Raw genomic sequence first — 22,788 nt, 5'->3', positions numbered from 1 at the left:
TCATCGGCAGACCTGTTCGAACCGCAACGGGCGGCCCGCGAATCAGCGATCGAGCAAATCGGCCGCCGGGGTTGAACCGCAAATCGACTCCGGCCCCGTAGAATTCGACTCGTGGTCATCCCGAATCAGGCTCCCCAGGAGACGGTCGAGCATCCGCATGCGACGGCGGTGCTTGCGCTCGGTGCGGCGAGTCTGTTCTGCTGCGGTGCGCTCGGACCGGTTGCCTGGGCGCTCGGCAGACGCGCGCTCGACCAGATCGAGGAATCCCACGGTGGTTACGGCGGACGCACCCAGGTGCTGGTCGGCTACATCCTCGGCGTTATCGGCACGATCCTCATGGTCTGCATGGCGATCGTATTCCTGCTCATACTGATCGGCGGCCGCGCGTAGCCATGCGGGTCAATCCAGGCTTGGCCGTTGCTTATCGTCCTTGCTGTCCCAGGCGGGCCATTCCTCGCTGATGCTGCCGGTCCAATTGGGCTGGCGGCGATCCCGGAAGGCCGCCATTGCCTCACCGCCGTCGATGCTCTTGCTGACGTGCTGGTTCAGATCGGTCTCCAGTTGACCGACCATGGCCGGGCTCATGCCGAGGCTCTCCCATAGCAGCCGCTTCGACAGTGCTACCGGCAGCGGCGCCGCCCCGTTCGCGATGTCATGGGCGATGGCCAGTGCCGTCGGCAGCACCTCGCCTCCGGGCAGGCAGCCATTGGCCAGGCCCATGGCCTTGGCCTCGTCGCCGTCGAAGGTGCGACCGGTCAGCATGATGTCGGCGGCATTGGCCATGCCGACCAGCCGCGGCAGCGTCCAGTGCGCGTAGCCGTCGGCGAGTACACCGCGACGCACCTGATTGAGTCCGTAGACCGCGTCGCGTGCCATGTACCGCAGATCGCATTGCAGGGCCAGTGCGAGTCCGATGCCGACCGCATGCCCGTTCACCGCCGCGATTACCGGTTTGCGCACCCGCCACGGCGCCGGTTCGATGGTCGCACTGACCTCGCCGACCCGATTGGACAGATCCGCACCCGCGCAGAACGCGGGTGCCGTGCCGGTAATGATGACCGCGCGAATCGCATCCTCGACATCGCAACGCTGGAGTGCCGCACTCAATTCGGCGGCCATGGCCGGGGTGACGGCATTCTGCTGTGCGGGTCTATTGAGGGTGAGGACGGCGATGCCCGCGGAGACATCGACGAGCAGTTCCGAACTCATGCCACTGGATGGTAGTCGACCCGCGCGGCTGCGTGCCCGTCCCGACGAAGGCCGTTCAAGCACTGATCACCCCCATGGAGCGAGTCTTACGAGCGAGCAGTTCGCGGCCCGTCTCGCGTCCGCGCCGAAGCGCGGCCATTCAACAGAGTCGAGTCGACGAAGCGCATGCGCCGCAGGCGCGAGTCTCGACGGCACCCGCTAGCGAACTGCTTGCAGGTCGCTCGAAAGGGTCGGACGCGAGACGGGCCGTGAACACGCCGCGCCGAAGGCGCGGCAATTCAACGCAGCACATGGCGGCCGATGGCGTACTTGTGTACCTCGGTTGGGCCGTCGTAGAGGCGGAAGGCGCGCATGTCGCGGAAGATCATTTCGACGACCGTCTCATCGCTGATGCCGATGCCGCCGAGCACCTGCACGCAGCGGTCGGCGACCTTGAACAGTTCCTCGGAGACGTATGCCTTCGCGATCGAACTCTCGTGCCTGGCCTTCTCGCCCTGGTCCATCAGCCAGCAGGCATGCCAGATGGTGAGGCGGCACTGGTGCAGGGCGATCTCGTTATCGGCCAACATGAACGAAACGCCCTCGTGGTCGCCGATCGGTTTGCCGAAGGCGGTGCGGGTCCTGGCGTATTCGACCGCGATGGACTGTGCGCGTTCGGCGGCTCCGAGCCAGCGCATGCAGTGGGTGAGCCGGGCCGGGGCCAGTCGCAACTGGGCGTAGCGCAGTGCCTGACCGGTTTCGCCGAGCAGCGCCGCCTTGGGCAGCACCAGATTCTCGAAGCGCACCACGCCATGACCGCCGACATAGTTGCGGTCCATGGTGTTCATGGTGCGTTCGATGACGATACCGGGCTGGTCGCCTTCGGTCAGGAACAGCGTCGGGCCGTCGGGCATATGCGGATTCGGTGCGACCCGCGCCATGATGATCCAGGTCTTCGCGCCGTCCGCGCCGGTGATGAGCCATTTGCGGCCGTTGATGGTGAAGTTCTCGCCGTCGAAGACGGCCTCGGTGGCCAGCTGATTCGGATCCGAACCCGCGCCGTCCGGTTCGGTCATGGCGAAGACGGTGCGGCGGTGTCCGGCGACCGCGGGGGCGAGGTGACGTTCGATCTGTTCCGGGTTGGCGATCTTGGAGAGCAGGAACATATTGCCCTCATCGGGTGCGGCGCAGTTCATGGCGACGGGGCCGAGGGTGGACCAGCCCGCCGCCTCGTAGATCACGGCCTGCTCGATATGGGTGAGGCCGCGCCCGCCGAGGTCCTCCGGGGCCTGCACTGTCAGCAGTTTTTCCGCGCGGGCCAGCTCGACGAGTTCCTGGCGCAGTTCGTCGGTCGGGCCGTGCGAGGTGAGTCGAGGGTCGCGTTCGAAGGGGACGATCTTGTCGATGACGAACTGGCGGACCCGGTCGCGTTCGGCGACGAGTTCGGCGGGAATCGTGAAGTCGATCATTGGTCACCATTCGTTCGATGGGGCGCGTGGATCGAGCATACGAAACCGGGGGTGTCCGACTGAAGGCGACTGCCATCAAACGTTGTGCACGGCCGGTTAGAGCCTTGCTGACCTGCTGATATCTGATGTCAGCGCGGGCTGATCAGGTGTCAGCGCGCTGTCGGCGCGGCGGGAGATCGTTCGGTCATTCGAGGAGCCCACTCGACGAACAACCCGATGAGGAGAAACCGCCATGATGACCGTCGCCGCTGTCGCCCAACTGCTGATCGCTCTCGCCTTCGTCAGCATTCCGCTGGTGCGCCACGCTACGGTGCCGCCGCCCAGACCGCCGCCGATGCCGAATTGGCCCGTCAGGGTGTGCGCCCCGGGGGGGCTCGCCGAGAACGGCATGCGGTTCGACGCCGGTGGCCACGAGACCTGGGCCCCGGTCGGGATCGCGCTGGTGATGACCGCGATCGCCTTCGCCCGCAAGGGTGACCCGGAACTGGCCCGTATCGACGTCCAGAGCTTCCTCGACGTAGCCGAAGCCGCCTTCCCCGCTGGGGGACCCCGTACCTGCAGAACCTGCGCCACATCATCGTCTTCGGCGGTTCGATCGTGGTCCTGATCGCTCTGTGCACCGTCTGATCGACCGCCCACCGGCCAGGTGCTCGCCAGTTCGGGCACCCGATCCGCGTGCGGCGATCCGCGCTGCCCGCGTGCGCTGTGCCCGGTAGTCCGTGCGCACTGGGCGCGCCACGCACGGCCTTGCCGGCTATTCCGTACGCGGCGAGCAATAAGTGCGCGGCACCGGCTCGGGTTGGAGAGGAGGAGTCAGCGGGTGCGGGCGGCTTGACGGCGTCGGGGCCCGATGACTCGGCAGACCAGATAGATCAGGAAGGAGATGGTGGTGACAAAGGTGGAGACCGGGACGCCCGGCGCGAGTGACAACAGGATGCCGCCCACTGCCGCCGTTTCCGCGAACAGCACCGCCAGCACCGTGGCGCGCACCGGATTCGCGGTCAACTGCGCCGCAGCGGCCGCGGGCGTGATCAGCAGCGCGAGCACCAGCAGCGCGCCCACGATCTGCACACCGAAGGCCGCGGTAATGCCGAGCATGACCGCGAACACCACCGAAAGCGCCCGCACCGGAACCCCGCGTGCGAGTGCGACCTCAGGATCCGAACTCGCGAACAACAGCGGCCGGTATACCACCGCAAGCACGGCGAGGACCAGAACTGTGCAGGTCAGCAGGAGTGCGAGCCCGTTGTATCCGACGCTGACCACCTGGCCGGTCAACAGCGAGAACTTCGACCCGGCGCGTTCGGGACCGAGCCACAGGAACAGCACCGAGAGTCCGAGTCCGAACGACAGCACCACCGCGATCACCGAATCGCGTTCTCTGGCTTTGGTTCCGAGCAAACCGAACAGCACCGCCGCCACCACCGAGCCGACGATCGCGCCCAGCCCGACCCCGATTCCGGCGAGCAATGCGGCGGCCGCCCCGGTCAGCGACAGCTCGCTGGTGCCGTGCACCGCGAAGGACATCTGCCTGCTGATGATCAGTGGCCCGATCGCACCGGCCAGCAGTCCGAGCAGTGCGGCCGCGAACACCGCCTGCTGGACGAAGGAGTAGGAGAGCAGGTCGGCGGTGGTGGTGAAGTCGAACATCTTCGTGACGACATCGGAGAGCCTGTCGATCACGAACGAACCCCGCTCGTTTCGGACAGCTCATCGGAAAGTGTTGCGCCGTCGCAGTGTTGGGCCCCGGCCGCACCGAGCGCATCCATGGTGTCGCCGGTGCCGACGACGACCAGCCGCCCGCGCACCCGCAGCACGTCGACCTCGGTCTGGTACAGCTCCGAGAGCACCGCCGAGGTCATCACCTCATCGGGCGTGCCGATCCGGAACTTGCCGTCGACCAGATACAGCACCCGATCCACCAGCGGCAGAATGGGATTGATCTCGTGTGTCACGAAAAGCACTGCGGTGTCATGGGTTCGCCTGCGTCGATCGATAAGTTCCGAAACCAACCGCTGATTCGCCAGATCGAGGCTCAATAGCGGTTCATCGCAGAGCAGCACCTTGGGATCGCCGACCAGCGCCTGCGCGACCCGCAGCCGCTGCTGTTCGCCGCCGGACATGGATTCCAGTGGCGCATAAGCGAATTTCTCCGCGCCCACATCGGCGATGGCCGCGCGAACCTTGCGCCTGCGCTCGGCTCGACGACGCAGTCCGAGGCCCCAGCGGTGTCCGTCGACGCCGAGGCCGACCAGATCGACCCCGCGCAGCTGCACACCGGCGTCAATCGTCTTCTGTTGTGGCACATAGCCGATATCCGGGTTGCCAGCGCGCGCGGGTCCGCCCGCGATAGCGGCGGTGCCGGAGCTGAGCGCGAGCTGACCGAGCAGCACCTTCAGCAGCGAGGTCTTGCCTGACCCGTTCGGCCCCAGAACCGCGACGAATTCACCGGCCGCGATCTCTAGATCCAGCCCTTGCCAAAGCCTGCGTTCGCCGAATGACAGGCTGGCGGAATCGAGTTTTACGGCAGCTGAGCGGGTATCGGACTGCCGCTCCACGCTGTCGGTGTCTTCGGTGGTCAACGCGGCTCCCATTGGACCCGTCACCCGACCGCCACCCGTCACGGAATCGCTGCTCGATGCTGGCCCACCCGTCATCAGGCCACCACCCCTCACGGAATCGCTACGCGATGCTGGCCCACCCGTCACCCGGCCACCACCCCTCACGGAATCGCTACGCGATGCTGGCCCACCCGTCACCCGGCCACCACCCCTCACGGAATCGCTACGCGATGCTGTCATATTGATCAGGCCAGCGCCGCGGCCAGGGCCTGGGCGTTCTTGGTCTGCCACTGAATGTAATCGACACCGTCGGGCAGCGTTTCGGTCACCTCGACAATGGGCAACCCATTCGACTGCGCGAGCGCCCGCAAATCCTTGGTGATCTTGTCCTGGGTCTGGATGTTGTAGACCAGGGCGCGGACCTTCTTACCGGTCAACAGATCCTGGGTGGCGGCGACGGCGGCCGGAGCCGGATCGGTCTCCTGCTCGATCGCCTCCTGGAATTCGTGCGGAGTCAGATCTTGGGTTCCGGCGGCGACCAGCAGGTAGTGCGCCAACGGTTCGGTCTGCAGCACCGGGGTCTTGGGGTGCTCGCCCGCGATCTTGGTGGCGATGGCGGTGATCGCGGTCAGTTGGCTCTTGAATGCGGCGGCGCGGTCGGTGTAGGCGCCGGCGTGGGCGGAGTCGATTTCGCCGAGGGTGCTCGCGATCCGGTCGGCGACCGCGCTCACCGTGCCGATGTCGTAGAAGACGTGCTCGTTCTCGTCACTCTTATTGGTGCGGGATTCGAATGCGTCGACGGTGTGCTTGTCCTTGCCCTGGATCGCCTTCTCGATGAACTCGTCGTAGCCGCCGCCGTTGAAGACGACCAGATCGGCATCGCTGATCTTCGCCGATTCCACGGCCGAGGTCTCGTGCGAATGCGGATCGGCGGCGGGATCGGTGACCAGCGCGGTCACCGAGGCATCCGGGCCCGCGATCGTTGCCGCGATATTGCCCCAGACATTGGTGGATGCGACGACGCTCGGCTTATCCGAAGCCTTCGAACTACCGCACGCGGTGAGCGCCAGTGCGGTGGCGACCCCCACGGCGATACCGGCGAATCTGAGGGCAATCCGTGTGCTCACGCGGGGTACTCCTGGCAATGCGGCAGATCTGAGCGTGCTCTAGATCATAATGGAAATCGTTACCATTTGAACTGTAGCAGCAGGCCCTGCTAAAGCACGAGTCGATGTTTGCCGCATCACGCTGCGCCGGATATGGGTCGGGCCCGCGAACCGATCGGTTCGCGGGCCCGAGGTGGTGGGCTCAGACGAATGCTTCTACCGGCTTACCCAGCAACTGTGCACAGCGCAGCAGGCCCAGATGGCTGTAGGCCTGTGGATGATTGCCGAGTGAGCGTTCGGCGACCGGGTCGTACTCCTCACTGAGCAGACCCGTCGGTCCGGCGACATCGATCAGCTGCGCGAACAGCGCCTCGGCATCCGAGCGCTTACCGATCAGCAGATACGCCTCGACCAGCCAGGCCGCACACAGGTGGAAGCCCCCCTCGCCGCCGGGCAGGCCGTCGTCGTGGTGGTATCGGTACACCGTCGAACCGCTGCGCAGCTCTGCCTCGGTGGCGACGACCGTGGCCGCGAAACGTGGATCCGACGGTTCGATCAGTCCGCTCAGGCCGATGTGCAGGGTGGCCGCGTCCAGATCGGTGCCGTCATAGGCGGCGGTGTAGGACTGGACGTCATCGTTCCAGCCCTTGGTCTTCACCTCGTCGGCGATGGTCTCGCGCAATGTGATCCAGAGCGGATCGATCTGACGCTGGAACCGCTGCGCGAGGGTGATCGCCCGGTCCACGGTCAGCCAGCCCATCACCTTGGAGTACACGTGGTGGCGAGGGTTGCCGCGGATCTCCCAGATGCCGTGGTCGGGTTCCTGCCAGCGCCGCTGCACCGCGGAAACCATGGCGTGCACCAGTTCCCAGTCGGCGTCCGGCAGTGCCTTGGCCGGATCGGTCAGCCCCTTCGCCTCGCGGCCGTGCGCCAGCGATGCGATGAGATCGACGATCGGACCGAAAACATCCAGCTGCACTTGCATATTCGCGGCATTGCCGACGCGGACCGGACGCGAACCCGCATAGCCGGGCAGCTGATCGATCGATGCCTCGGGCGGCAGGGTTTCGCCGTAGAGCGTGTACAGCGGGTGCAGGCGCTCCGGCCCGGGCAGCGTCTCCAGTACCCGATGCACCCAGCCGAGGAATTCCTCGGCCTCGGTCAGCGAGCCGAGTGACACCAATGCCTGTGCGGTGAGCGAGGCATCGCGCAGCCAGCAGTAGCGGTAGTCCCAGTTGCGTACGCCGCCAATATCTTCCGGCAGCGAGGTGGTGGCGGCGGCCAGGATGGAACCCGACGGTGCGTGTACCAGCCCGCGCAGCGTGAGTGCCGAACGCTTCATCAGATCCGGCTTCAGCGGCGGCAGTTGCAATTTGGCCGCCCACTTGGACCAGTAGTCCTCGGCATCCCTGCGCCGCTCCGGCTCGCTGACCATTGCCGGCGCGAGATCCTGAGTGCCGCAGCGCATTTCCAGCACGATCGGGCCACGGGACGGATCGACGACCGCGCGCGCGGAGCTGTGCATACCGTCGGACTGGATCTGCCAGTGCACCCCGGGCGAGCGCAGCACCATCGGATCATTGGTGCCGACCACGCGCAGTCCGTTCGATTCGATTTCGATGCTGACCGGAACCTGGCCGAATTCCGGTCGGGGCGCGAAGGTTACGACCGCCTTGGCATCGCCGGTGATCACTCGGGTCAGGTCGGTGCGGGTGGGTGCCACATCGTGCGGCAGGTAGTCGACCACTTGCAGTTTGGCCCAGCGGGTTTCGACGGTCATGGTGCCGTCGACGTAGCGCTGCGACAGCGGCAGCCCAGGACGTTCCGGTTCGATGGTGAAGTGTCCGGCCTGCGGTCCGCCGAGTAGATGGGCGAAGACCGCGGCCGAATCCGGCTCCGGATGGCAGAACCAGGTGACCGTCGCGTCGGGTGTGAGCAGCGCCACCGAGCGCGGACTGGCCAGCATGCTCAGCCGCTCGATGCGCGGCGCGCTCGCACCGGCCAACCAGGTGCGTCGCTCCTCGAGCAGGTAGGCCAGCGCCCAGGACACCGCCTCTGTGCTGTCGACCCGGTATTTGGCCAGGCTCTCGCCGTCGCCGACCTTGATGCCGACATCAGGACCGGACAGCATGCGGAAAGCCTTCTCATCGGTGACATCGTCGCCGAAGAACACCGCGGCCGACGCGCCTTCCTGATGTCGGACGGTATCGAGCGCGACGCCCTTATCCGTCTGGATCACCGCGAGCTCGATAACCGATTTACCCTCGGTCACCTGCACGCCGACCCAGCAGGCCGCACCCTGGCGCACCGCCTTCAGTGCGCGTAGCCCAATTTCCGGACTCGCATTGCGAACATGCAGCGCGACGCTGGCCGGTTTGATCTCGACGCTGGCGCCGGGATTTTCCGCGGCGATCTGCGTCAGACTGGTCTGTACTTCGACCAGCAGTTGTTTGGCATCATTGTCGATGGCGTGCACGAAACCCACATCGAATTCCGAACCATGACTGCCGATTAGTTGCACCTCGACCGGAAGTCGCGACAATGCCGCGAGATCTCGCAGTGCCCGGCCGGAGATCACGGCGGCGGTCGTTCCGGTGAGACCGGCAAGCGCTCGTAGCGCGCTTACCGATTCTCGATGTGGAAAGGCCTTCGACGGGTCGGACACGATGGGTGCGATCGTCCCGTCGTAGTCCGATGCGACCAAAAGCCGTGGCACGCGCGCGACCGTCGACAGTGCACGGCGAAGTTCCAGTGGCAGATCCTGTGCGCTCACGCATCCAACCTAGTGATCGGAGGAGTTTTTTCCGGGGCACGCGTGACAATACTTTGTTGAATTTGCCGCACCGAAGCGCGCCGCGTGGCGTGCGCATGATTGCGCACGCGTCTAGCCGCCCCTTACTGGATCTGCCCAGCTGACGCGTTTTTACACAACTACCAGCGTGTGCAGGCTCACGTCAGCGGATCCGATTGATGCTGCGTGACAGGCCCGGTCGATTTGCCGGGCATGAGCTGATCGGTGCTAGCAGCTGACCTTTTCGAGTGAACCGCAAGCGATCGCTAGCGGTTGGCGCCGTTGTCGCCGAGCAGCAGATCCACGGTGAGTTCCAGCCGCTCGGTCACATCGGTTGCCGAGGCGCGTCTGGTCAGCCAGGCAACCAGATTCGACAACCAGACATCGCTTATCACCCGCGCGATCGCCAACTGACGTTCGGTGGGCTCGCCGTCGTTCATGGCCCTGGCGAATACCCGGTCCATCACCTTGCCGACCCGGTCGACCTCGGCGGCCGCCGAGGCGTCGGCGAACATGAACGCGCGCGTCATCGCCTCGGTGAGCAATGGGTCGCGCTGCATCATCCGGGTGATCTGAGTCAGCAGCAGATGCATGCGCTCGTTCGGCGTCTGGCCGGCAAGTGGTTTGCGTTTGCCCTCGATCTGCTCGAATTCCCGCGACAGCGCGGAGACGAGCAGATGCACCTTGGACGGGAAATACCGGTAGAGCGTGCCGACTGCGACATCGGCGCGTTCGGCAACCGCGCGCATCTGCACGGCGTCATAGCCGCCCTTGGAGGCCAGCGCGAGCGTCGCGTCCAGAATTCGCTTACGCCGTTCCCGCTGCGCGGCCGAGCTGAGCTCGTCCTCGCTCAGCGTCGTGACCGTCGCGGTAGCCGATGCTCGCCCCGCCGCATTCGAATCGGCTGGCTGCGATCGGGAGGGACTGGCCATTGATGAGAGTCCTTTCCTGCATTCCGGCAACGGGCATCGGTCGTCTCTTGACTTCCGCCCAGCTAGGATATTAGAACATGTTCTAGGTGTGGGAGTCACGCCGGAAAGGCGGTACGGACTGTGACCATCGCCACCACTGACGAGCATAAAGCCGTTCAGGAGTCGATGCGCGGATGGGCCGGATCGGTACGTCCGATTGCAACAATGCGGGACGAACCGACGGACTTCTGGCGCACCTATTGGCCGGGATTGGCGGACTTCGGAATTTTCCGGGTCGCCATTGCCGAAGCGGCCGGTGGCCACGGTGGATCGGTCGCCGACCTCGCGGTTTTGGTCGAGCAGGCGGCGCACGATCTGGTCGGTGGGCCGGTGCTGTCCACCGCATTGGCGAACCTGGTCACCGCCGGCGCGCTCGCCGAGGATATGCCGTGCGGGGTCGCGCTCGACTTCGTTGTCGGGGACGTCGCGAGTGAGCGTAGCGAACGAATCATCAGCACAGCGTCCGCATCCGAGGAGTTGTTGCTCACGGGTGTCTGGGAATCGGTACTCGGCGCGGCGCCGGGCACCTCGGTGTTGTTGCCGATGCAGACGCCGGATGGGTTGCGCTGGTGCGTGATCGGGCCCGAGGCCGAAGGCCTGCGCGTCGAGGTGCTTGCGCCTGCTGACCCGAGTACGCCACTGGCGCGTGTGCACTGCGCCGAAGTGCGGGTGCCTGCGGACCGGGTGTTCGAGTCGCCGCATGCGGTGGAAGATCTTCTCGCGGTTCTGGTTTCGGCCGAACTCGCCGGCGTGGCGGGATGGTGCCTGGAGACCGCCGTCGAATACGCCAAGGTGCGTGAACAATTCGGCCGCAAGATCGGCTCGTTCCAAGCGCTCAAACACATTTGCGCGTGGATGCTCTGTCGGGCAGAGCTGATCCGTTCCGTCGCGGCCGATGCCGCGGCCGCGGTCGACGAGGGCGGTGCGGAACTACCCATCGCGGCCGCCATCACCGCCGCGATATCGCTGGACGCCGCGGTCGAGACCGCCAAGGACTGCATTCAGGTGCTCGGTGGTATCGGTTTCACCTGGGAGCACGACGCGCACTTCTACCTGCGCCGGGCCACCGCACTGCGGCAGCTGCTCGGAGGATCGGCGCGGTGGCGGGCCAGGGTTACCGAGCTGACCCGGGCCGGTCAGCGCCGGACCACCGGTGCGGACCGGGTGTTCGCCTCTGCGGCGCGAGCGACGGCCCCGGAGGAGGCAGCGGAGCGTAACCACGGAGGGGCCCGGGAGCGACGCGAATTGAACACAGCTGGTGTCGAGGTCGACGACAGCAATGCGAACGAGCTGGCCGCCGAGGTGGCCGCGATCGCCGCGCTGCCGGTCGATCAACAGCGCAATGCACTGGTCGACGCCGGGCTCGCCATGCCGCATTGGCCCGCACCGTACGGGCGTGGCGCGAATCCTATGACGGGCCTGGTGATTTCGGAGGAACTGCGGCGGGCGGGCGTGGAGTCGCCGGATCTGACGATCGGCGGCTGGGCCATTCCGACCTTGCTGCAGCACGGCACCCAGGAGCAGATCGACCGCTTCGCGTGGCCGACGCTGCGCGGCGAGGTGGTCTGGTGTCAGCTGTTCAGTGAGCCGGAGGCCGGTTCGGATCTGGCGGCGCTGCGCACCACCGCCAAGAAGGTCGATGGCGGCTGGGTGCTGCGCGGACAGAAGGTTTGGACGTCGCTGGGCGATCGGGCGAACTGGGCGATCTGCCTGGCCCGCACCGATCCGGATGCGCCGAAGCATCGCGGGATCAGTTACTTCCTTGTCGATATGCACAGCGCCGGACTCGAGGTGCGTCCGCTGGTGCAGATCACCGGGGAGGCGCGCTTCAGCGAGGTGTTCCTCGACGATGTGTTCGTGCCCGACGACTGCCTGGTCGGCGCGCTGAACAATGGCTGGAAGATCGCCCGCTCGACTCTGTCGACCGAACGAGTCGCCATGGGCGGCAATGGGATCGGGCCGGTGCTGGAGGAGCTCATCGCCAAACTGCCGGCCACCGGGCCGGGTGCGGAGCTATTGAACGATCGGCTCGGCGGCTTCGTCGCCGATGCGATCGCTGGATTATTGCTGGAACAGCGTGCCGCGGTTCGGATGCTGGCGGGCGGTGACCCGGGGGCGCAGAGCAGTGTGCGCAAGCTCGTCGGGGTCCGCCACCGCCAGGCGGTGGCCGAATTCGCGGTGGAGACGGCAGGTCCCACCGGTGCGCAGGACTCGGAGGTGGTAAAAGAGTTCCTGCTCACGCGCTGTTTGTCGATCGCCGGTGGAACCGAGCAGATTCTGTTGACCGTGGCCGGTGAGCGAATCCTCGGACTGCCTCGCGATACGGACAGCTAGTCGACGAACACCAACTGGGAGTAAAGCGTGGACTTCACCCGGGACGAGGGCCAGGACGCCGTGGCCGAGGTCGTCGTGAGTTTGCTGGAGCGTGAATCGACACGCGATATCGAGCTGTGGCCGAGTCTGATCGAGACCGGACTGCTCTCGCTCGCGCTGCCGGAACGCTTCGGCGGTGACGGCATGGGCCTGCCGGAGGTCTCGGTGCTATTGACCGAACTGGCCACCGAAGCGGTGGCGGTGCCCGCCCTGCCGACCCTCGGCTTCGGCCTGCTGCCGCTGCTGGCCGTATTGCCGGACAGCCTCGCCGAGCGGGTCTATTCGGAGGTTGCCAAGGGCGCGGTGCTCACCGCCGCCCTCAGCGAGCGTGCGAGCCCGTTCGTGGTCAAGCCGGAGACCACCGCGGTTTCCGATGGCGACACCGTACGCATCACCGGTCACAAGGTGGCGGTGCCGTATGCGCAGCAGGCGCGCTGGCTGTTGATTCCGACGAATTCCGGTATCGCACTGGTGGGTTCGGATTCAACCGGGCTCACCCTGACGCCGTCGCCGGTCTCCGGCGGGATTCCGGAATGCTCGGTGCGCCTGGACCAGGTCGAGATTCCGGCCGAGCAACTGCTGCCCGACGGCATCGCTGAACTGCACCGCCTGGCCATCGCATCGATCGGCGCGACCGCGGACGGACTGCTCAAAGGTGCGCTACTTCTCACCGCAGAGCACCTGCGGACCCGACGGCAGTTCAATCGGCCGCTCGCCGAATTCCAGGCGGTCGCACAGCAGATCGCCGATGTGTATGTCGTATCGCGGACCCTGCACGGCGCCGCCGTTTCGGCAAATTGGGCACTGGCACAGTCGGATTCGACACCGCTGCATCAGGAGCGCATCGATGACGACCTCGATGTGCTCGCCTACACCGTGGCCTCGGAACTGCCCGCCGCCATGCAGAAATGCCATCACCTGCACGGCGGCCTCGGGGTCGATGTGACCCATCCGATGCACCGCTACTACTCGCAGGCGAAGGACATCGCCCGCTGGCTCGGCGGCGAATCGTTGCGACTCGATCGATTGGGGGCCAGATGTTCATCGACCTGACCGCGGAGCAGCGCAAGCTGCGCGATGAATTGCGCACGTACTTCGCCGATCTCGTGACTCCCGAAGAGGAGGCCGAGATGGCGGTCAACCGGCACGGTGATGCTTACCGCACGGTGGTGCGCCGGATGGGTGCCGACGGTTGGCTCGGCGTCGGGTGGCCGAAGGAGTTCGGTGGCCAGGGGTTCGGGCCGATGGAACAGCAGATCTTCTTCAATGAGGCAGTGCGCGCGGATGTTCCGCTGCCGCTGGTCACTTTGTTGACGGTCGGACCGACGCTGCAGAGCTTCGGCACCGACGAGCAGAAGGCGAAGTTCCTGCCCGGAATCCTTTCCGGCGATATCCATTTCGCGATCGGCTACTCCGAACCCGAGGCAGGCACCGACCTCGCCGCGCTGCGCACGAGTGCGGTGCGCGACGAATCCGGAGACTGGATCGTCAACGGGCAGAAGATCTTCACCACCGGTGCGCATGAGGCCGACTATGTCTGGCTGGCCTGCCGCACCGGCTCGGTCGAATCGCGGCACCGTGGCATCACGATCCTGATCGTGGACACCAAGGACCCCGGGTACTCCTGGACCCCCATCATCACCTGCGACGGTGCGCACCACACCAACGCCACCTATTTCGACAATGTCCGGGTGCCTGCCAACATGCTGGTGGGCGAGGAGAACAAGGGCTGGCGGCTGATCACCACCCAGCTCAATCACGAGCGGGTGAGCCTGGGCCCGTCCGGCAAGATCGAACAGCTCTACGACCGGGCGCGCGAATGGGCCCAGTCGCGCGGTGTCCTCGCCGAGGCCGATGTGCGCCGCTCGCTCGGCCGCATCCACGCCATGGCTCGGCTCAACGAACTGTTGAACTGGCAGGTCGCCGCGACCGTCAACGGTGACCAGGCCACCGTTATCGCCGATGCCTCGGCAACCAAGGTGTATTCCACCGAATCGCTGCAGGAGGCGGGCCGGTTGGCCGAGGAGATCGTCGGGCATTACGGCGATCCGGCCGATCCGGACACCGCCGAACTACTGACCTGGCTGGACCGCAGAACCAAACAGAATCTGGTGGTGACCTTCGGCGGCGGCGTCAATGAGGTGATGCGCGAACTGGTCGCCTCCTCCGGGCTGAAACTGCCTCGGGTACCTCGATGAATCCGCGCCGACGCGCGGTACGCCACGACTACTAAGGAGCCGCGCGTGCCGGAAACCATGACTCCGGAAGCGATTACCGAAGCCGCCGAGAAGATCATCGCGGCGGGTGATTGCGCGCCACGCCTCGGGCGTGATCCGGTGAACCAACCGATGATCAACAACTGGGTGGAGGCGCTCGGGGATCGGAATCCGATCTACGTCGACGAGGACGCCGCGCGTGCCGCCGGACATCCCGGCACCGTGGCGCCGCCCGCCATGATCCAGGTCTGGACCATGCTCGGGCTTAATGGTTCCCGCGCGGCGGACGATCCTACGAACCAGGTCATCGAGCTGCTGGACAGCGCGGGCTTCACCTCGGTGGTCGCGACCGACTGCCAGCAGACCTACCACCGGTACCTGAATGTCGGTGAGCAAGTGGCGGTGACCAGCAGGCTGTGCGATATCCGCGGCCCGAAGCGGACCGCGCTCGGTGAAGGGTGGTTCATCACCTTCCAGATCAGTTGGCAGGTGGGCGACGAGGTGGTCGCCGAAATGCTCTGGCGGATGCTGAAATTCGCGCCCGGTACCGGCACCGCCCCGAAAGCGCCCGCGGGTGAACGGGTCAAACCGCTGGTCTCCTGGGATACCGAATTCTTCTGGGAGGGCACCAAGGTCGGCGAGTTGCGGATCCAGCGGCTGCCGGACGGCACGCTGCGGCATCCGCCGATTCCGGCGCTGTGGCGGGACAAGTCGGAGCAGACCGACTATGTCGTCGCATCCGGGCGCGGTGAGGTGTTCAGTTACGTCGTACATCACGCACCGAAAGTGCCTGGGCGGCAATTGCCTTTCGTGGTCGCGCTGGTCGAATTGGAGGAGGGTGTGCGGATGCTCGGTGAATTGCGCGGCGTCGATCCGGCCGAGGTGAAGATCGGCCTGCCGGTGCAGGTCGAGTTCGAGAAGCTCGACGACGAGGCCGTGCTGCCGGTTTGGCGGGTGATCGCATGACCTACGTCGAACCGGCCACCGTGCAGGTCGGTACCGCGCTGCCCGAGTTGGTCATTGCCGCCGATCCGACCTTCGTGATCAGTACCGCCTTGGCCACCAGGGACTTTCAGGATGTGCACCACGACAGGGACAAGGCCCTCGCCCGCGGTTCCAAGGACATCTTCGTCAATATCCTGACCGATACCGGGCTGGTGCAGCGCTTCGTCACCGACTGGGCCGGACCGCGCGCCATCGTCAAATCGATCGCGCTGCGCCTGGGTGTGCCGCTGTATGCCGGTGACACCCTGACGCTTTCCGGCACCGTCTCCGCGATCCATGGCGATGACATCCATATCGATGTCGTCGGTCGCGACAGCCTCGGTGACCACATCACGGCGAAAGCCGTTATCGCACTGCGGAGGCCATGATGACCGCTGACAACACCACCGGGATTGCCGGCCGCGCCGCCATTGTCGGCATCGGCGCCACCGACTTCTCCAAGGACTCCGGCCGCAGCGAATTACGTTTGGCCGCCGAGGCGGTCACCGCGGCACTCGCCGATGCGGGTCTCACACCGGCCGATGTGGACGGCTTGACCACCTTCACCATGGATACCAACACCCAGGCGGCGGTGGCACGTGCGGTCGGTATTCCGCAGCTGAAGTTCTTCAGCCACATCGGATATGGCGGTGGTGCGGCCTGCGCCACCATCCAGCAGGCGGCCATGGCGGTCGCGACCGGCATCGCCGATGTGGTGGTCGCCTACCGTGCCTTCAACGAGCGTTCGGTATCGCGCTTCGGCCAGTTCTCCACCGCACTTGCCAGCGCGCCGACCTCATCGGGTATCGATGCGGGCTGGTCTTATCCACAGGGGTTGGGGACTCCGGCCGCGCAGGTGGCCATGGTCGCCCGCAGGTATATGCATGTGTACGGCGCGACGAGTGCGGATTTCGGCCGCGTCGCCGTCGCCGATCGCAAACATGCCGCGGTCAATCCGGCCGCCTTCTTCTACGGCAAGCCGATCACCCTGGAAGATCACCAGAATTCGCGCTGGATCGCCGAACCGCTGCATCTGCTCGACTGCTGCCAGGAATCCGACGGCGGTGTCGCGATCGTGGTCACCAGCGTCGAGCGCGCCCGGGACCTGCCGCAGCGTTCGGCCGTAATCGCCGCCGCCGCACAGGGTTCCGGTGCGGACCAATATGTGATGACCAGCTACTACCGCGATGCGCTCACCGGACTACCGGAGATGGGGCTGGTCGGGGATCAGCTCTGGGAGCAGAGCGGTTTGCGCCCGGAGAATATGCAGGCCGCCATCCTCTACGACCACTTCACCCCGTTCGTCCTCATGCAGTTGGAGGAACTCGGTTTCTGCGGACGCGGCGAGGCAAAGGATTTCATCGCCGACGGCGCGATCGAGATCGGTGGTCGCCTGCCGCTCAATACCCATGGCGGACAGCTCGGCGAGGCCTATATCCACGGTATGAACGGGATTGCCGAGGCGGTCCGGCAGATCCGCGGCACTTCGGTTAATCCCGTTGCGGGCTTGGCGAATATCCTGGTCACCGCGGGTACGGGTGTTCCGACATCGGGATTGATACTCAGCGCCAACTGATTTCGGCCGTCGCGACGGGATGGTCTCCAGCGCCGCCCTCCGCGACCAGCAGAGCGTGTTTCAGTCGGTGTCGTAAGGCAACAGAGTGAAGTGGTCCGAGCCCCAGAACGGACGAAGCTGGCGGAAGTGACGCTGGTCCAAGGTCACAATCGAGGTCGTGCGATAACGGTCTGCGAGCACGACATTGGACGCGTCCGCGATTCCGATGTAGTCCTTGGGTCCGTCGAACTTGCGGGTAATAGCCAGCGCCACGGCATGGTCCTCTGCAGTCCACTCGGCCAGCTCATACGCGCCTGTCACGACGTCTTGACCAAAGGCGCGCGCGGCGTCCGCCCCCAGGCGGGAGGAAAGCATGTAGTCGGCTTCGGCAACGATCAGGGGGGAGACGACAAGCAGATCATCGGCCTCCTCGAGGATGCGTGCGATGGCTGGCTGCTCCGGATATGCCTCGTCGAAGGCGGCGAGGATGGCACTGGTATCGACGATGAATGCGGTCACTCGCCGAAGCCTCGAGCCAACTGCTCATCGATTTCTTCGGCGTTGAGCGGTCGGTCGCTGCGGTATCCACCGGTTGTTGGGCGTGGTTTCGCCGCACTCTCATCGATCAATCGGTCGATTTGCTGGGCTAACGTCAATCCGTGTGCTGCCGCCAGACGGTGCAGCCGGTCACGCGTTGCCTTCGGCACCTTGATGGTTGTAGCAGTCATACCTCAGAGTATACCGATTGGTGCGGCAGACAGTTGTGAGGGGATTCATATGACCGATCGACATCTGGTCGATGTCCACGTTCTGCTTGTTCGTGATGGTGACGTGTTGCTCAGCAGGCGGCGCAGTGCGGACGAGTTCGATGGGCTGTGGCATCTGCCCGCGGGGAAGTTGGAGTCCGGCGAGTCCGCGACCGCTGCTGCCGCACGTGAGGCGGGGGAGGAGATCGGGGTTGTCATCGACCCGGCGGATCTGCGGCTGATTCATACCGCGCACGTGATCGGCTCCGGGCGGGAAGCCCGGCTCGGGCTGTTCTTCCATGCGCTGCGCTGGGTGGGTGCGCCGGCGAATCGTGAGCCGGATAAAAGCTATGGGCTGCAATGGTTTTCGCTCGACGCACTGCCGGAAGACTCGCTGATCCGCTATTCCGCTGCCGGAATCCGCGGGTTCACGACGGGCACGCCTTATAGCGAGTGGGGCTGGGTGAGATAGCGGGACAGCACGGCCGCGAGTTGGTCGGTGCTGTCCCGCGTACCTGCCGGAATGTGCGCCCGCGCGCCCGCGAATCTGTCGAAGACCGCGCCTTCGACCACCGCGATGAAGTCGGCGGCGGCCGCATCGGGATCGGGAAAATCCAAGGCGTGGAATAGTTCTCGCGCTCGCTCGGTCGAGAAAAGGCTGTGTGTGAGCCGCCGATGCAATTGCGGATCGCCGAGCAGATCGATGATCAGCGCATGCCGGACGATCAGGTGATTGCGACGGTCGACGAGTAGGCGGTCGAGCCAACCGGCTATGACCTTCGCGATGTCATCGGGGTCGAGGGATGGCGACGGGGCGAGTTCGGCGGCGGCGAAGTCGTCGCGGGAGCGGGTGGTGATCCGGTCCGCGATCGCCTCGATAAGCGCGCGTTTGGTGCGGAAGTAATAGGAGGCCGACCCGCCGGGTAGCCCGAGGGCGGTATCGAGGGCGCGGTGGGTGAGCGCTCGAATGCCCTGGGTGGCAATCACATCTATGGCGGCATCGACGAGTGCCGCGCGTCGGTCGGCTGTGGACATGATCACCTTCTCTGGCGGCCGCATCTCCTGATCCTCTACAACTGTAGAGGATCAGGAGGGTGCCATGGAAGACAGCGTCACACTCGATGCCGACCAACTCCGGGCTCGGGCGCGCTTGCTCGAACTACTCGACCGGCACGGCAGGCCGATAAAGCGGCATCGCGGCATCTACCTGCACGGCAGACCCGGTCGCGGCAAGACAATGCTGATGGACGGCTTCTTCGCGAGCGCAGCGTCGAACCGCAAGCGCCGCTTCCACTTCCACAATTTCTTCGCCCAATTGCATGTCGCGGCACACGAATCGGGCTCCATCGACAAGGCCATCGACCACCTGCTTGGCCATGCCGAACTGGTCTGCTTCGACGAATTCCACGTTCACGATATCGGCGACGCCATGTTGATCGCCCGCATGCTCGACGCCCTGTTCGCCCGCCGCATCGTCCTGGTGGTGACTTCGAACTACCCGCCCGAGCAGCTGCTGCCCAACCCGCTGTTCCACGACCGCTTTCTACCGACCATCGCGCGTATCCGCGCGCATCTGGATACCGTCTCGGTCGACGGTCCACTCGATTACCGCACCCGCGCCGCGCACGGCGGCACTGGGTTCGCCTCGGGGTGTTACCGCATCGGCGACGCTGAGGACGTCGACACCGCGCGGGTTGCTGTCTCGGGCACCCGTGAGATCTACGCCAGCGTCATCGACGGCTCGGCCATTACCTTCGACTTCGCGGCCCTGTGCGGCACCGCCACCGCCGCCTCGGATTACGTCGAACTCGCACGCCGCTTTCGCCGCTGGACCTTGCGCGGCGTCCCAGCTCTGCGCGAGGTCCCACCCGACTGGGCGATGCGCTTGGTCAATCTGGTCGACGTGCTCTACGACGCCGATCTCGAACTGACCGTCGAGGCCCGCACCTCGCTGTCGGACCTGGTGGCCGACGTCCCCGCCGTCCCCGACCTGGCACGGACCGCAAGCCGCCTCAGTGAACTCCGTCAGCCCGAATCCGTCACGCTCGGCTAGCTGCGCACCCACGTAAGTGCACGGCTGGTTACGGATAAAAAGGAGGCGATCCTAAGTATTCGATTCACTCCCGAGCGGACCGCTCGGCATGTAACTATGTGCCTGTTCAGAGCTGTACTCAGATGTGGTGGTAGCAGGTGGCCAGGGCGGGAGCGCCGATATCGCGCGTGATCGTGCTGATCACGCTACTGGCGTGTGCCGCGATCGCGCTGCGCGGCCACATCCCCGGGGCCCACGATTCCGGCGATCACCGCGCGGTGCCATCGGCGATTTCGGTTGTATTGATGCCGGTACTGCTCACGGTATCGGTGGTGATCCTGATCGCCGGGGTAATTGCCAGCCAGCATCGACTGCCGTTGGCTATGCCGGAGGTGGATCGTGATTCCGAGCGCAGGCATGGACTGCTCGGCCGCACCGGCCTGCTGGTGCTGGCCGCGCTGGCGGTCGTCTCCTTGATCATCGCGGCGGCGTCGGCTGTCTTCTTCGTCGGATTCGGCCGCGAGGGTGAGCCGGCGCCGTCGTCGGCGCCGCGCGCCAGCACCACCCACACCCCGGAGGAGGCGGTCACCGCCCCCGCGACCCCCGACAGTGCACCCACGCAGCATCTCACCGGTACGGCGCTACTGGTGGCCATGGTCGCCGCCGTCGTGCTGGTCGGCGGGGCAATGATTGGACTCATCGTGGTCGCTTTGGCAGGGCGGCGCAGGCCGCGCGCGGTGCCGGTCCCGGTGCCCCCGGCCGCGCCGACGGTCGCGGGTTCGCTGGCCAGGGCGGCCGAGATGGGCCTGGCCGCGATGAATGTGCCGGGCCAGGATCCGCGTGAGGCCATCATCGCCTGTTATGTCGCGATGGAGCGCGGACTGTCCTTCGATCGCGCGGCCGCACCACTGGCTTCGGATACCCCGATGGAGGTGCTGGCCAGGGCCTTCGAGCGCGGCGCACTGCACGACGCGTCGGCCCGAGAATTGGTCGCGCTGTTCGAGGAGGCCAGGTTCAGTCCGCATTCGATGCTGGAATGGCAGCGGATGCGGGCCGAACAGTTGCTGCGTATCGTACTGGCCGATCTGCAGGGGGAGACGGTATGAACCGCGCGATCGTGACCGGTGCGCTGATCCTCATCGTGCTGATCGAGCTCATCACTCTGGGCAAGGCCCGCGGTGCGCTGCTCATCGCCGCCGGAGTTCCGGTGGCGCTGGCCATGATTCAGCTCGTCTGGTCGTTGACCGGCCGCTCGGCCGTGGAAACCGACGCCGGAACCGACGATATCGATAACGGTCCGGCGGAGATGCTGCGGCACTGGCATGCCAGAGCGGAGATGCTCGCCGATCGCGCGGACGGCACCCGAGCCGACTGGGATCGGCATCTGCGTCCGCTGCTGGCCAAGGAGTTCGAGTTGTCCACCGGCCTGCGGGTCGCCAAGAACCGCAAAGCGACCGAGGCCGCCGGAATATTGCAGTTCGGCCCGGAGCTGTGGCGCTGGGTCGACCCGGCCAACTCGGCACTGCGCGATCAGACGACTCCCGCGCCGGGGCGGTCGGCGCTGGACGAAATCCTGCGCCGCCTGCAGAAGATGTAACCGACCCGGGTCATGCCAAATTGAATACCGTCTTAGGAGAATGGGTTTGAGCAAGTGCGAGTAGACATATGACCGTGCCGATGGACGCGACCATCCAGCGCAGCGAGGCGGTGCTCCGGGAACTTTCTCGGGTGATCGTCGGCAAGCGGGATGAGTTGCAGCTGATCATGATCGCCGTACTCTCCGGCGGTCACATCCTGATCGAGGATCTGCCCGGACTCGGCAAGACGCTCATCGCCAGGTCCTTCGCAGCCGCGCTCGGCCTGGAATTCACCCGCGTGCAATTCACGCCCGACCTGCTCCCCGCCGACCTGCTCGGCTCCACCATCTACGACATGTCCTCGGGCCGCTTCAATTTCCGGCGCGGACCGGTCTTCACCAATGTGCTGCTGGCCGATGAGATCAACCGCACCCCACCGAAGACCCAGGCCGCGCTGCTCGAGGCGATGGCCGAGGGCCAGGTCAGCATCGACGGCGAAACCTTCCAGCTGCCGCAGCCTTTCATCGTGCTCGCCACCGATAACCCGATCGAATACGAGGGCACCTATCCGCTGCCGGAAGCGCAGCTGGACCGGTTCGCCATGCAGCTGCGGCTGGGCTATCTGTCCGAGAACGACGAGCGCCAGATGATCCGCCGCCGCTTGGAGCGCGGTTCGGCGACACCACAGGTGGTGCAGGTGGTGGATGCGAACGGACTGCTCGAGATGCGGCAGTCGGTCGAATTCGTCACAGTGCATCCGGATGTGGTCAGTTATGTGGTCGCGCTGGCTGGTGCGACGCGTGCGCATCCGCAGGTCGAGGTGGGTGCGAGTCCGCGCGCCGAACTCGATCTGGTGCAGATGTCACGGGCCCGGGCGCTATTGCTCGGACGCGACTATGTGATTCCGGAAGACGTCAAGGCGCTCGCGGTTGTGGCCATGGCCCACCGCATCACCTTGCGTCCCGAGATGTGGGTGCGAAGGATCCGCGGCGAGGACGTGATCACCGAATTGCTGCGCCGTCTGCCGGTTCCGCGCGCATCGGTGACATGACCCGGCGGGAAAGGGTATGACCCAGCCGGATACCGGCCCCGTCATCCAGGGGATCGCGGCGGCGAACGCGGCAGCGTCGCGACCGCCGACCCGCGACGAGCCGATTGCCGGCGGTGCGCGGCATCGGGATGCGAGCGCCGCTGTCGAGGCCGAATTGCGCTGGCGTCC

At 65.7% G+C, this 22,788-nt stretch carries 23 protein-coding genes; 13 read left to right on the top strand and 10 right to left on the bottom strand.

All coding sequences use genetic code 11. The features are described 5' to 3' along the window. Positions 1-111 precede the first annotated feature (111 nt). The gene (locus AB0J47_RS37230; protein ID WP_364357579.1) at positions 112-390 is read left to right on the top strand and encodes a DUF4190 domain-containing protein; all 279 of its coding nucleotides are present in this window, start codon (positions 112-114) and stop codon (positions 388-390) included. A 9-nt stretch (positions 391-399) separates the two neighbouring features. Here AB0J47_RS37230 and AB0J47_RS37225 read toward each other — a convergent pair whose 3' ends face one another. Further along, positions 400-1,209 carry an enoyl-CoA hydratase-related protein gene (locus AB0J47_RS37225; RefSeq protein WP_364357576.1) on the bottom strand — a complete coding sequence of 270 codons (810 nt, stop codon included), beginning with the start codon at positions 1,207-1,209 and terminating at the stop codon, positions 400-402. A gap of 278 nt (positions 1,210-1,487) precedes the next feature. Beyond that, positions 1,488-2,657, bottom strand: a complete 1,170-nt coding sequence (locus tag AB0J47_RS37220) for an acyl-CoA dehydrogenase family protein (RefSeq protein ID WP_364357573.1) — start codon at positions 2,655-2,657, stop codon at positions 1,488-1,490. 232 nt (positions 2,658-2,889) lie between these two features. Here AB0J47_RS37220 and AB0J47_RS37215 point away from each other — a divergent pair, with 232 nt between their 5' ends. Continuing rightward, positions 2,890-3,264 (top strand): hypothetical protein, encoded by a 375-nt coding sequence (locus tag AB0J47_RS37215; protein WP_364357570.1) that lies wholly within the window; start codon positions 2,890-2,892, stop codon positions 3,262-3,264. A 206-nt stretch (positions 3,265-3,470) separates the two neighbouring features. Here AB0J47_RS37215 and AB0J47_RS37210 read toward each other — a convergent pair whose 3' ends face one another. From AB0J47_RS37210 to kstR, 5 genes are all read right to left on the bottom strand, one after another. Further along, the gene (locus tag AB0J47_RS37210; RefSeq protein WP_364357567.1) at positions 3,471-4,340 is read right to left on the bottom strand and encodes a metal ABC transporter permease; all 870 of its coding nucleotides are present in this window, start codon (positions 4,338-4,340) and stop codon (positions 3,471-3,473) included. Then, positions 4,337-5,251, bottom strand: a complete 915-nt coding sequence (locus AB0J47_RS37205) for a metal ABC transporter ATP-binding protein (protein WP_364357610.1) — start codon at positions 5,249-5,251, stop codon at positions 4,337-4,339. Before AB0J47_RS37205 ends, AB0J47_RS37210 begins: the two co-directional genes overlap by 4 nt. Before the next feature lie 212 nt (positions 5,252-5,463). Then, on the bottom strand, positions 5,464-6,345 hold the full coding sequence (locus AB0J47_RS37200) for a zinc ABC transporter substrate-binding protein (RefSeq protein ID WP_364357564.1): 882 nt from the start codon (positions 6,343-6,345) through the stop codon (positions 5,464-5,466). A gap of 181 nt (positions 6,346-6,526) precedes the next feature. After that, on the bottom strand, positions 6,527-9,097 hold the full coding sequence (gene otsB / locus AB0J47_RS37195; protein ID WP_364357561.1) for a trehalose-phosphatase: 2,571 nt from the start codon (positions 9,095-9,097) through the stop codon (positions 6,527-6,529). 284 nt (positions 9,098-9,381) lie between these two features. Beyond that, positions 9,382-10,047 (bottom strand): cholesterol catabolism transcriptional regulator KstR, encoded by a 666-nt coding sequence (gene kstR, locus AB0J47_RS37190; RefSeq protein WP_364357558.1) that lies wholly within the window; start codon positions 10,045-10,047, stop codon positions 9,382-9,384. Positions 10,048-10,167: 120 nt separating this feature from the next. On the opposite strand from kstR, the gene AB0J47_RS37185 reads away from it, so the two are divergent. The 6 genes from AB0J47_RS37185 to AB0J47_RS37160 are packed head-to-tail and all read left to right on the top strand — an operon-like array spanning position 10,168 to position 17,235. Further along, complete coding sequence (locus AB0J47_RS37185; protein WP_364357555.1) at positions 10,168-12,420, top strand: acyl-CoA dehydrogenase; 2,253 nt, start codon at positions 10,168-10,170, stop codon at positions 12,418-12,420. A gap of 27 nt (positions 12,421-12,447) precedes the next feature. Then, the gene (locus AB0J47_RS37180; RefSeq protein ID WP_364357552.1) at positions 12,448-13,512 is read left to right on the top strand and encodes an acyl-CoA dehydrogenase family protein; all 1,065 of its coding nucleotides are present in this window, start codon (positions 12,448-12,450) and stop codon (positions 13,510-13,512) included. Beyond that, entirely contained in the window at positions 13,497-14,657 is a 1,161-nt protein-coding gene (locus AB0J47_RS37175) for an acyl-CoA dehydrogenase family protein (RefSeq protein WP_364357549.1), read from the top strand. The genes AB0J47_RS37180 and AB0J47_RS37175 overlap by 16 nt, the downstream gene beginning before the upstream one ends. A gap of 57 nt (positions 14,658-14,714) precedes the next feature. Beyond that, the gene (locus AB0J47_RS37170) at positions 14,715-15,641 is read left to right on the top strand and encodes an OB-fold domain-containing protein (protein WP_364357607.1); all 927 of its coding nucleotides are present in this window, start codon (positions 14,715-14,717) and stop codon (positions 15,639-15,641) included. Further along, on the top strand, positions 15,638-16,048 hold the full coding sequence (locus AB0J47_RS37165) for a MaoC family dehydratase (protein ID WP_364357546.1): 411 nt from the start codon (positions 15,638-15,640) through the stop codon (positions 16,046-16,048). Before AB0J47_RS37170 ends, AB0J47_RS37165 begins: the two co-directional genes overlap by 4 nt. Continuing rightward, complete coding sequence (locus AB0J47_RS37160) at positions 16,048-17,235, top strand: lipid-transfer protein (RefSeq protein ID WP_364357543.1); 1,188 nt, start codon at positions 16,048-16,050, stop codon at positions 17,233-17,235. Before AB0J47_RS37165 ends, AB0J47_RS37160 begins: the two co-directional genes overlap by 1 nt. 60 nt (positions 17,236-17,295) lie before the next feature. On the opposite strand, the gene AB0J47_RS37155 is transcribed toward AB0J47_RS37160, so the two are convergent. Continuing rightward, a complete protein-coding gene (locus AB0J47_RS37155) occupies positions 17,296-17,733 on the bottom strand; it encodes a PIN domain-containing protein (RefSeq protein ID WP_364357540.1) in 438 nt (145 codons plus the stop codon). Further along, a complete protein-coding gene (locus tag AB0J47_RS37150) occupies positions 17,730-17,942 on the bottom strand; it encodes a hypothetical protein (protein ID WP_364357537.1) in 213 nt (70 codons plus the stop codon). Before AB0J47_RS37150 ends, AB0J47_RS37155 begins: the two co-directional genes overlap by 4 nt. 49 nt (positions 17,943-17,991) lie before the next feature. On the opposite strand from AB0J47_RS37150, the gene AB0J47_RS37145 reads away from it, so the two are divergent. Then, complete coding sequence (locus tag AB0J47_RS37145; protein ID WP_364357534.1) at positions 17,992-18,432, top strand: NUDIX domain-containing protein; 441 nt, start codon at positions 17,992-17,994, stop codon at positions 18,430-18,432. Here AB0J47_RS37145 and AB0J47_RS37140 read toward each other — a convergent pair. Next, positions 18,405-18,995 carry a TetR family transcriptional regulator gene (locus AB0J47_RS37140; RefSeq protein ID WP_364357531.1) on the bottom strand — a complete coding sequence of 197 codons (591 nt, stop codon included), beginning with the start codon at positions 18,993-18,995 and terminating at the stop codon, positions 18,405-18,407. The genes AB0J47_RS37145 and AB0J47_RS37140 overlap by 28 nt on opposite strands. Positions 18,996-19,059: 64 nt before the next feature. Between AB0J47_RS37140 and zapE the strand changes: the two genes are divergently transcribed. The 4 genes from zapE (at position 19,060) to AB0J47_RS37120 (ending at position 22,620) form a co-directional block, all read left to right on the top strand. Next, the gene (zapE, locus tag AB0J47_RS37135; protein WP_364357528.1) at positions 19,060-20,013 is read left to right on the top strand and encodes a cell division protein ZapE; all 954 of its coding nucleotides are present in this window, start codon (positions 19,060-19,062) and stop codon (positions 20,011-20,013) included. A 137-nt stretch (positions 20,014-20,150) separates the two neighbouring features. Next, positions 20,151-21,098: a DUF4129 domain-containing protein gene (locus AB0J47_RS37130; protein ID WP_364357525.1), complete on the top strand. Its 948-nt coding sequence runs from the start codon at positions 20,151-20,153 to the stop codon at positions 21,096-21,098. Continuing rightward, on the top strand, positions 21,095-21,589 hold the full coding sequence (locus tag AB0J47_RS37125) for a hypothetical protein (RefSeq protein ID WP_364357522.1): 495 nt from the start codon (positions 21,095-21,097) through the stop codon (positions 21,587-21,589). The genes AB0J47_RS37130 and AB0J47_RS37125 overlap by 4 nt, the downstream gene beginning before the upstream one ends. A 68-nt stretch (positions 21,590-21,657) precedes the next feature. Next, positions 21,658-22,620 carry a MoxR family ATPase gene (locus AB0J47_RS37120; RefSeq protein WP_364357519.1) on the top strand — a complete coding sequence of 321 codons (963 nt, stop codon included), beginning with the start codon at positions 21,658-21,660 and terminating at the stop codon, positions 22,618-22,620. Positions 22,621-22,788 lie beyond the last annotated feature (168 nt).

It is taken from the genome of Nocardia sp. NPDC049737 (assembly GCF_040674755.1).
Lineage (GTDB): Bacteria > Actinomycetota > Actinomycetes > Mycobacteriales > Mycobacteriaceae > Nocardia.
Note: the sequence above shows the minus strand (reverse complement) of the source record. Positions and strands in the feature narration are given on the sequence as shown.

Excerpts from the sequence above, each read along its gene's own strand:
- AB0J47_RS37225 (WP_364357576.1), bottom strand. The coding sequence starts at position 1,209 with ATGAGTTCGGAACTGCTCGTCGATGTCTCCGCGGGCATCGCCGTCCTC.
- AB0J47_RS37220 (WP_364357573.1), bottom strand. The coding sequence starts at position 2,657 with ATGATCGACTTCACGATTCCCGCCGAACTCGTCGCCGAACGCGACCGG.
- AB0J47_RS37215 (WP_364357570.1), top strand. The coding sequence starts at position 2,890 with ATGATGACCGTCGCCGCTGTCGCCCAACTGCTGATCGCTCTCGCCTTC.
- AB0J47_RS37205 (WP_364357610.1), bottom strand. The coding sequence starts at position 5,251 with ATGGGAGCCGCGTTGACCACCGAAGACACCGACAGCGTGGAGCGGCAG.
- kstR (WP_364357558.1), bottom strand. The coding sequence starts at position 10,047 with ATGGCCAGTCCCTCCCGATCGCAGCCAGCCGATTCGAATGCGGCGGGG.
- AB0J47_RS37175 (WP_364357549.1), top strand. The coding sequence starts at position 13,497 with ATGTTCATCGACCTGACCGCGGAGCAGCGCAAGCTGCGCGATGAATTG.
- AB0J47_RS37170 (WP_364357607.1), top strand. The coding sequence starts at position 14,715 with ATGACTCCGGAAGCGATTACCGAAGCCGCCGAGAAGATCATCGCGGCG.
- AB0J47_RS37165 (WP_364357546.1), top strand. The coding sequence starts at position 15,638 with ATGACCTACGTCGAACCGGCCACCGTGCAGGTCGGTACCGCGCTGCCC.
- AB0J47_RS37160 (WP_364357543.1), top strand. The coding sequence starts at position 16,048 with ATGACCGCTGACAACACCACCGGGATTGCCGGCCGCGCCGCCATTGTC.
- AB0J47_RS37150 (WP_364357537.1), bottom strand. The coding sequence starts at position 17,942 with ATGACTGCTACAACCATCAAGGTGCCGAAGGCAACGCGTGACCGGCTG.
- AB0J47_RS37145 (WP_364357534.1), top strand. The coding sequence starts at position 17,992 with ATGACCGATCGACATCTGGTCGATGTCCACGTTCTGCTTGTTCGTGAT.
- AB0J47_RS37140 (WP_364357531.1), bottom strand. The coding sequence starts at position 18,995 with ATGTCCACAGCCGACCGACGCGCGGCACTCGTCGATGCCGCCATAGAT.
- zapE (WP_364357528.1), top strand. The coding sequence starts at position 19,060 with ATGGAAGACAGCGTCACACTCGATGCCGACCAACTCCGGGCTCGGGCG.
- AB0J47_RS37125 (WP_364357522.1), top strand. The coding sequence starts at position 21,095 with ATGAACCGCGCGATCGTGACCGGTGCGCTGATCCTCATCGTGCTGATC.
- AB0J47_RS37120 (WP_364357519.1), top strand. The coding sequence starts at position 21,658 with ATGACCGTGCCGATGGACGCGACCATCCAGCGCAGCGAGGCGGTGCTC.